The sequence below is a fragment of the uncultured Odoribacter sp. genome, assembly GCF_937966165.1.
Lineage (GTDB): Bacteria > Bacteroidota > Bacteroidia > Bacteroidales > Marinifilaceae > Culturomica.
Window position 1 is genome coordinate 245,487 of the sequence record NZ_CALCLB010000032.1, and the last position, 7,773, is coordinate 253,259.

Consider the following 7,773-nt stretch of genomic DNA (forward strand, 5'->3'; position numbering starts at 1 on the left):
TTTCACATGCTCTGAAATCCGGAAAGATCCGGCTAACAGAATCAGGAAACAGGTGTTTTCCGGAGATGTTCGTCATTGGTTTCTTCTTTTTTAATATCTTGGGCGTAAAGGCTGTCGATGATTCCGTCTACTAATCCGATAGTCGGAACTAAAATGATCGTAGCTCCTGTATATGTCGCTACTTTCAGGAATATATCGGCGGCATGAGTGATGACATCTGCCCGGTCGGGGCGTAAATTGAATGCCGGTATTCTTTCCTCGGTACTGAATGTTTTAAGTGTTTCATTGATTTTCCGGAGTTTTTCAACGGGTAATTCGACATTGTTTTTAATGGAAATATCTGCCAAACGGAATAGCTTGTTAATGTTTCCTCCGGAACCGATTATGCGGAGCTTTGGATAAAGTGCTGCAAATTTTGTCAGATCGCGGCGGAGCCGGGCAGTCGTACTTTTTTTCACTGTACCTTCCAGAAGACGTACCGTACCGATATTGTAGGAACGGGAGTTTTTCAGTTTCCCTTCACTGATCAGGCTGATTTCAGTACTACCTCCTCCTACGTCTACATAGATATAATTTGTTTGCTTGTCGAGTATTTCTTCGATATGGTTGTCGTAGATAAGGCGGGCTTCTTCTTCTCCGTTAATGATTTCAATCCGGATCCCGGTTTTCCGGGAAATACTTTTGATCAGTGTACTTCCGTTAGCTGCATCCCGTACGGCAGAAGTGGCACAGGCCCGATAATTTTTAACTTCATATATTTTCATCAATTGCCGGTAAGCTTTGATGAGACGGTGTAATTTTTTGCCTTTTTCTGCTGATATTTCCCCTTTTGAAAAAGAATCTTCTCCCAGACGTAAAGGGACACGGATTAATTGTTCTTTGCTGAATACCGGATTATCCGCTTCCGGGTTAATACTTTTTATCAATAAACGTACTGCATTGGAGCCGATGTCGATAGCGGCGTAATTTGTTTTACTCATAGGAATATTGTTTTAGAATTGACATTGTTTGTTCTGAGGACCCGCTTGTTCCGAATAATATTCGTACAAGGCTGTTTGTGACCGTAAAGGTTCTCCTGAAGAGAGGGTCCAGGGAAGATTTTGTCCGCTTCCGTCTACATTCCGTCCCTGATAAGTGTCCCGTAACCCGTATTCGATGATTCTTTTGAGTTCTGCCTGTATATTTTTATCATATACAGGGGCCATGACTTCTATGCGGTTGTCAAAATTACGGGGCATCCAGTCTGCAGAGCCTAAAATATAAATTTCACGGCCTCCGTTGGCAAAAATGAAAATGCGGGAATGTTCCAAATAGCGGTCGATAATACCATTAATCCGGATATTCCCGCTTATTCCTGACAGGCCTGTCACCAGGGAACAATTCCCGCGTACAAGTAAGTCGATTTTTACTCCGGCTGCAGAAGCTTCATATAATTTTTCAATGATTATTTTATCAGTGATGTGATTTACTTTGCCTAAGATATAAGCTGTTTTTTGTGCCCGGGCATTTTTAATTTCACGGTCGATCCGATTGATCAGTTGTTTTCTCATATCGTTTGGGGAAACCAGTAATTCGCGGAAACGTACAGGAACATAAGGTTTTTCGATAAATGCGAATACGGAATTTACTTCCTGAACAAGTTTCTTACGGGCGGTAAACAAGGTGACGTCAGTATAGCGGGCTGCATTCCCTTCGTGAAAATTGCCTGTACTTATACAAGCGATATCTCCTTTTTTATTTCCGATAAAAAGTAACTTGGAATGTATTTTTAATCCCTCTACTCCGAAAACAACCCGTATTCCGGCGTCTTGCATCTGTTTCGACCAGCTGATATTGGAAGCTTCATCAAAACGGGCCAGTAGTTCAATTACTACTGTAACTTTCTTGCCATTACGGGCTGCACATATCAAAGTTTGGATGACTTGCGAATCCTTTGCCAGCCGGTAAAGGGTCATTTTGATAGCAGTGACATCCTGGCTGATAGCAGCTTCACGCAATAATCTTAAAAAAGAGGAGAAACTGTGATAAGGGTAATGTAAAAAGCGGTCTTTCTGGCGTATGACTTCAAACAGGCTGCTGTTGCATGTGAATTCCGGTTTAAAAAGCGGGAATAAAGGTTTGTACTTTAAATCACCGCGGTTACAATCCGGAAATTTCATCAGGTCTTTCATGTTGTGGTAACGTCCTCCTGCTACCTGAGTGTCCCACTTATCGATATGGATCATCCGGGCAATATGTTTCAGCATATTCGCTGGCATACAGGCATCGTAGACTAAACGGATCGGTTCCCCTTTCTTACGGCTTTTTACCCCTTTGGCGATTTTTTGCATCACACTGTTCCTCAAATCAGTGTCTAATTCCATTTCGGCATCTTTTGTAAACTTGAAGGTATAAGTCTCAAATCCATAGAAAGGAGTTCCTTCAAAAATGAAAGGCAAGCAAAAACGTACGGCATCGTCCAGAAAAATAAAGCAGGTTTTATCGTCAGCATCTGGCAGATGTAGAAAACGGCCATATTCTTTCACTGGTAATTCAATAAAGGCATACGATATTTTTTCCCGGATAGCGGTCGGATTCTTTTTCGATTTAAGCAGTATAGCCAGATAAATGGCATCATCCGGCTGGTCATTCAATTGCTGGAAATCAGAAATAAATAAGGGTGTAGTAGAGCCATTAAGCCGGTTATTGTAAAGATTACAGATAAAATTTTTTTGAGCTGCATTCAGTTCATTTTCGTTTAACAACCAGATACCGTTTTGCTTTAAGGTTTTATCAATGGTATGGAATGTATCTTCAAATTCCGATGAATAACAGATATTCAAACGGTTTATTTCTTTAAAAGTACGGATAGCTGTCGCTTTTTCCTGCCGTATTGATTTCCCTTCATATTCGATGATCCGGTTGAGGGTAGCTACCCTTACCCTGAAAAATTCGTCCAGATTATTGGAATAAATACCTAAAAAACTGAGTCGCTCGAGCAGGGGAACCGACGTCTTCTCCGCTTCGAGCAGTATGCGCTGATTAAAATACATCCAGCTGATGTCCCTTTCAATATAAGTCTCCGGACTGTATTTTTGATTTTTTTTCATCTGAGGGCCATAGATTTGAATAGGATAGATAAATTTAAAACGAGTAGGTTACGGAAGTATTTTGTATATATTACGTTTAAAAGAAAAAAGAGTTTTACCGTTTTCTTTGTAGTCTTGGAGTTGTTTGTTTATTTACTTTTACATAAGAGAAATACAACAAAAAATCATGCCGGTTGTATTCCGGATTTATAAATACAGGGAATGCTCTCTTTTTCGTTTCGGTTTTCCGGAAAAAGAAATTATTGTCCGCTGATGAATCCGTACTGTCTTTTCAATTGGCGAGGACAGGTACGGGTTCCCGGAAAAGGAAAGCAATAGTATACTGATACCGGTTTTTTTGAAAATGGGAAGAATAAAACCGTTTCGGGGGAATAATTGATTGTAGTTTATAACTGAATTTTTCCGGGACCTTTTGCAGATTCCAACTGCCGGTCCCGGAAAACAATTTCTAATGACGGGAAACTTTTGCCAGTTTTAGTATCGTATCGGTCGAAAAATGGCCTTTGACTTGCAAAAAAACGGCTTCTTCATCTTTTTGTAAAATACTGATAAATAATTGTTGAATTTTCTTTTTAGTTCCGTACTGGGTCAAAATTTTAATTGCTGTTCCTTTCTCTTTTAGACTCAATAATTCTTCCAATTTACATTCTTTTATAAAATTGTCCACGTCAGCGATTATTGCTTGTGTATGATTGCTGTCCGATATTAAAAGCTGGAAGGTCGTACTTTGTCTCATAAAATTCTGGGCAATATTGTCTTCCGATGAATTACTTTTTACGAGGCAGGACAGGAGAAAACAACCAAAACGGTTGATGCGGATGCTTACGACATTTTCCTTATTTTTGTATTTTTTACAAATATCATTGAAATCCGGAGTTTGGGCCGTTCCTGTCAAAAATAATATTGTTAACAGAAAAAACAGAACGAAACGTTTCATGGTTTATTGTTTTTGAGGAGTTATTTTTTCCAATTGTTCCATTCCTTTTACATCTACCATTTTCGCGATCCGGGCCAGTTCTTTCAGATCGATCTTTCCGTTAAAACCAATGAGAATGAATTCCTGAGGCTCGCATATAGCAATAACTAATTCTGAAATATTCCCTTTTTCTTCCCGGGTGAACATTCGTACGGATTCATTATTTTCCTGTACACTCATCAATTCTTCGTACGTTTTATTCGTTGTCAGAAGATGAACCGCTTCATTGTAATATTTCGAAGCATTTTTTTCAGTTGTCAGAATTTTCATGCTTTTCAGATTCGATACAATCTGTTGCAAATCTTCTTCGGTAACCATAGCCATTAATTCGAACATTTTAGAACTGATATTGACAACGGTAAAATCTTCTTTTTGGGTCAGGTTGTTTTCGAAATTTTCTGTAAAACTTTGGGCGAAAGTGCTTATACTTATCCCGGTTGCTACAATAAATACGATTAATTTTTTCATGATGAAGGATTTTTATAATTATTTGATATATTTGGTTAAGGCTTCTGTTTTTTCAATACTCTGTTCTGCCTTTTGCTGCCCTTCGTTTAACTTCAGGGATACCAGTACCAGCGTTTGTTTTACCTGTACCAGGGCTTCTTCAGGAGAAGTAAATGTATCGGAAATTTCTGAAGTGTGATGCAGGACGGTCGTCCGTAAGTAACCGGCAATTCCGAATAATAAAAGAATTCCTGCTGCCACTTGCCAGAAAGGGGAGATTCGTCTTTTTGTATGCCGTTCAATTTTTTCCAGCATTTTCCGGTCGAAATCATTGTTCAGTCCGACTTTTTTTTCCTGTTCTTGATAGAGGAACAGGGGTTTGAAACGGGAGAGCGGTTCGGGCACTTCCTGCGTAGTGAAAAAAATCCTCAGTTCTTCTTCCTCTTCGGCAGAAGACTCGCAAGACCAGTATTTTTCTAATAAATCTTCAATTCTTCTGTAATCCATATCTTTCTATTTTTAAAAATAATGCTCTGATGTGCTTTCTACTGCGGAACAGGTTAATCTTTACCTGTTCTTCTGAAATATGCATACAATTTGCTATTTCTTGATAACTCATTCCTTCTATATCTCTGAATTGGAGAATTGTGCGTTGTTTTTCCGGTAATTGCCGGATTAATTCATGTAATAAATGCAGATAATCCTGTTGAATGATTTCTTCATCGGGTTGGCGTGAATGGGTTTTTAAATGGATATAATCGTCTAAATGTTTATTTTGATGACTTTTCAAATGGATTTTTCCAAGTGATAAATTGCGCGTCATCGTGCAGCAGTAAGCTTCTTTATTGTCAATTTTTATTCCTTTTTCCTCTCCATTCCACATCCTCATCATGACTTCCTGTACAATATCTTCCGCTTCTGCCTGATCTTGAGTGATCCGTAATGCCAGCCGGAATAACTTGTCCCGCAGGGGTAATATCTGATTTTTGAATTCTGTTATTTTCATGGTACATATAAGACAGTTCACTCCCCCAAAAGTTACACATTAGGGACGTGCCCTTTTGTGTAATTTTTATTTTTCGTGAGAAAAGTAGCATTTTATTTTTTAAAAACTACACATTAGGGCACGTCCCTAATGTGTAATACTTACAAATCTATTGGGGTGGTGTCGTATTTTTTGTATGGAATAAGAATAGGGTAGGGATTATTATTAAAACTTAAAGTGTCACATTTGTTTTGCAGATAAGTGATTATAAAATCGCAACTGACTTTTTTCTTGCTATATGGATTCTCTACAGGCAAAGAACAAATCTGGAGCGAATCATAAACAGGAGGTAAAATTTCTTTATATATGTTCCTGATTCCGGTTTGACCCGATACCTTTGTCAGAAAAACAAATTCTTTGGAATACTCAATATCTCCTTTTTGTTCATAAATGTCGAACATATAAGTAGCGTTGGAAACTACCCTGATTTTTTCTGAAATATCGTCGTAAATAGGTTCTGAGAATTTAATATTTGTCGGCCAATGCTTTATTCCTTGTTTACCGTTTTCGGAATAGAAGAGATAATGCGGATCATCTTCCATATAAAAACAGCAGATAATAAAAAGTGAAATGGGAAGAAGAAAGGAATAGAGAAAGGAATAAAAAGTATCTTCCCTGGCTTTTTCTAAAATTTTAATGTTTAGAACAATGGCAGCTATAGTTAAATAAATAATAATAAAACCAAATAAAAAACCAAGAGAATAATAATTAGTAATTAATAATAGAGGAATAAAAATAAAAATGTCTATGAGGAGTATTGAAAAAAATAATAGTCCTGAGAGGATCAGTGTTTTCATTGCATTTTAGTTTTAAGGTTTATAATTATTTCTGAGAAAGTACTGTTAACTTCTCTTTTGCGGGTTGTGTCCGGAAGAAAGCAGATAAATCATTCCGGTATATTGATAAATAAGCTGTGCGAACAAGAACAGAACAATGATTTGAATGCCGTAAATCAGGAGTGTTTCGGCAAGGGAAAAATAATCATCTGTATGGATATAAGCCAGGCGGGATAATAACCGGGAAAGAATCCACAGCCCAAGAATCGTTTTAAACCGGAAAGGGGAATATATAACAGCTTTACTTTTAGGAATTAGTGAAGACGATTTAAAAATTTGAAACAATTGTGTGAATATAAAATAGGCGGTTACCAATCCCATAATCAGTACGGCATTGGCGTCGTACCAGTCGGAAGCGTAATTGTAATTGTAGTAAAAATAAAAGAAATAGAGGGAGAAAAGAGCCGAAAGTGTTATAAGCAGGCGTTTATAACGTTTCTTTTGGGTAAGGAAACCCTGAAGTTGTTTTTTGGCCAGGATCATCCAATAGAGAGTCAATATTATAATGAGAAACCTGGACAGTTGAAAACCTGCTGAAAAAATCGGATAAAGTACCTGGTGAAGAGAGATAAAGTCACTGTAATTTCCGCTTTTATGAAAGGCATTGAGTATTACCAATGCCAGTCGGAATGAAATAAAACTGAAGACCGACCAGATAATTGTGTTGGTCAACGTATTCAAATTGATTCTAGTTTTCATCTTTTTCAAATTAAAAATGGATTTATTTGTATAGATTAAGTTTCGTTTGTCTCTTTTTTACTTGAATCACCTTTGTCCCGGAAATCTTATCGTGCCAATTGGCATAAAAGAGAAAAGTGAAAGCTTCAAAAGGAATAAAGCGGGCGGCTGTTCGGCCCAGAATATGTCCGAAAGAAGGTTTACTACCGTCTTTTTTTACAACAGTTGTTCCTACTATCCATTTACCGGGAGTAGCAAAGGTCAGCCATTCAAATAAGAAATAATACAGGAAAACAGTAATTATACATAATAGTGTCATATCGTCCTCATCCGGTTCGAAATAAGAAAAAATACTAATTTCCAGTAGCGTAAATAAAACGAAATCTATAAAATATCCTTTGAGCCGGGTGGTTGAATCTACCGTCTCAGCTTCTTTATCCTCTGTTTGAGAAGGAACGGACGAAAACGAAGTAAGAGGGAGTTTCAGGGCATTTTCCCGTTCATTCCATTCTCTTTGGATATAGGGAAGGACAAAAGGAGCATATTCTTCCGGATGCTTATACATATATTCTAATTCTTTTTCTGATACCTGTGGAAGTTTTTCAATAAATTCCAGGGCAGCAGTCAATTGCCGTTCCTCAATTTCTGCCATAAGTTGTTCTATAAATAAAGGTTGGTAATTTTCTTTATCCTGATAAATAG

At 37.7% G+C, this 7,773-nt stretch carries 9 protein-coding genes; all 9 read right to left on the reverse strand.

Annotation, left to right across the window (positions count from 1 at the left end; genetic code table 11):
• Positions 1 to 41: 41 nt before the first annotated feature.
• Positions 42 to 980, reverse strand: a complete 939-nt coding sequence (locus tag Q0465_RS12745) for a Ppx/GppA family phosphatase (protein ID WP_298616747.1) — start codon at positions 978 to 980, stop codon at positions 42 to 44.
• Positions 981 to 992: 12 nt separating this feature from the next.
• Entirely contained in the window at positions 993 to 3,089 is a 2,097-nt protein-coding gene (locus Q0465_RS12750; protein ID WP_298616748.1) for an RNA degradosome polyphosphate kinase, read from the reverse strand.
• Positions 3,090 to 3,537: 448 nt separating this feature from the next.
• Positions 3,538 to 4,026, reverse strand: coding sequence for a DUF4252 domain-containing protein (locus Q0465_RS12755; protein WP_298616749.1), 489 nt, complete (start codon positions 4,024 to 4,026; stop codon positions 3,538 to 3,540).
• Between the two features lie 3 nt (positions 4,027 to 4,029).
• On the reverse strand, positions 4,030 to 4,533 hold the full coding sequence (locus Q0465_RS12760; protein WP_298616750.1) for a DUF4252 domain-containing protein: 504 nt from the start codon (positions 4,531 to 4,533) through the stop codon (positions 4,030 to 4,032).
• Between the two features lie 18 nt (positions 4,534 to 4,551).
• Complete coding sequence (locus Q0465_RS12765; protein ID WP_298616751.1) at positions 4,552 to 5,019, reverse strand: hypothetical protein; 468 nt, start codon at positions 5,017 to 5,019, stop codon at positions 4,552 to 4,554.
• A complete protein-coding gene (locus Q0465_RS12770; protein ID WP_298616752.1) occupies positions 5,000 to 5,518 on the reverse strand; it encodes an RNA polymerase sigma factor in 519 nt (172 codons plus the stop codon). Before Q0465_RS12770 ends, Q0465_RS12765 begins: the two co-directional genes overlap by 20 nt.
• A gap of 140 nt (positions 5,519 to 5,658) precedes the next feature.
• Entirely contained in the window at positions 5,659 to 6,354 is a 696-nt protein-coding gene (locus Q0465_RS12775) for a hypothetical protein (protein WP_298616753.1), read from the reverse strand.
• Between the two features lie 45 nt (positions 6,355 to 6,399).
• A complete protein-coding gene (locus Q0465_RS12780) occupies positions 6,400 to 7,092 on the reverse strand; it encodes a hypothetical protein (protein ID WP_298616754.1) in 693 nt (230 codons plus the stop codon).
• Between the two features lie 22 nt (positions 7,093 to 7,114).
• A partial coding sequence (locus tag Q0465_RS12785; protein WP_298616755.1) for an RDD family protein occupies positions 7,115 to 7,773 on the reverse strand: 659 nt, incomplete at its 5' end.

What these genes read in the sequence shown, in the direction of transcription:
- Q0465_RS12750 (WP_298616748.1), bottom strand. Translation starts at nt 3,089, where the DNA reads ATGAAAAAAAATCAAAAATACAGTCCGGAGACTTATATTGAAAGGGAC.
- Q0465_RS12780 (WP_298616754.1), bottom strand. Translation starts at nt 7,092, where the DNA reads ATGAAAACTAGAATCAATTTGAATACGTTGACCAACACAATTATCTGG.
- Q0465_RS12745 (WP_298616747.1), bottom strand. Translation starts at nt 980, where the DNA reads ATGAGTAAAACAAATTACGCCGCTATCGACATCGGCTCCAATGCAGTA.
- Q0465_RS12770 (WP_298616752.1), bottom strand. Translation starts at nt 5,518, where the DNA reads ATGAAAATAACAGAATTCAAAAATCAGATATTACCCCTGCGGGACAAG.
- Q0465_RS12760 (WP_298616750.1), bottom strand. Translation starts at nt 4,533, where the DNA reads ATGAAAAAATTAATCGTATTTATTGTAGCAACCGGGATAAGTATAAGC.
- Q0465_RS12765 (WP_298616751.1), bottom strand. Translation starts at nt 5,019, where the DNA reads ATGGATTACAGAAGAATTGAAGATTTATTAGAAAAATACTGGTCTTGC.
- Q0465_RS12755 (WP_298616749.1), bottom strand. Translation starts at nt 4,026, where the DNA reads ATGAAACGTTTCGTTCTGTTTTTTCTGTTAACAATATTATTTTTGACA.
- Q0465_RS12775 (WP_298616753.1), bottom strand. Translation starts at nt 6,354, where the DNA reads ATGAAAACACTGATCCTCTCAGGACTATTATTTTTTTCAATACTCCTC.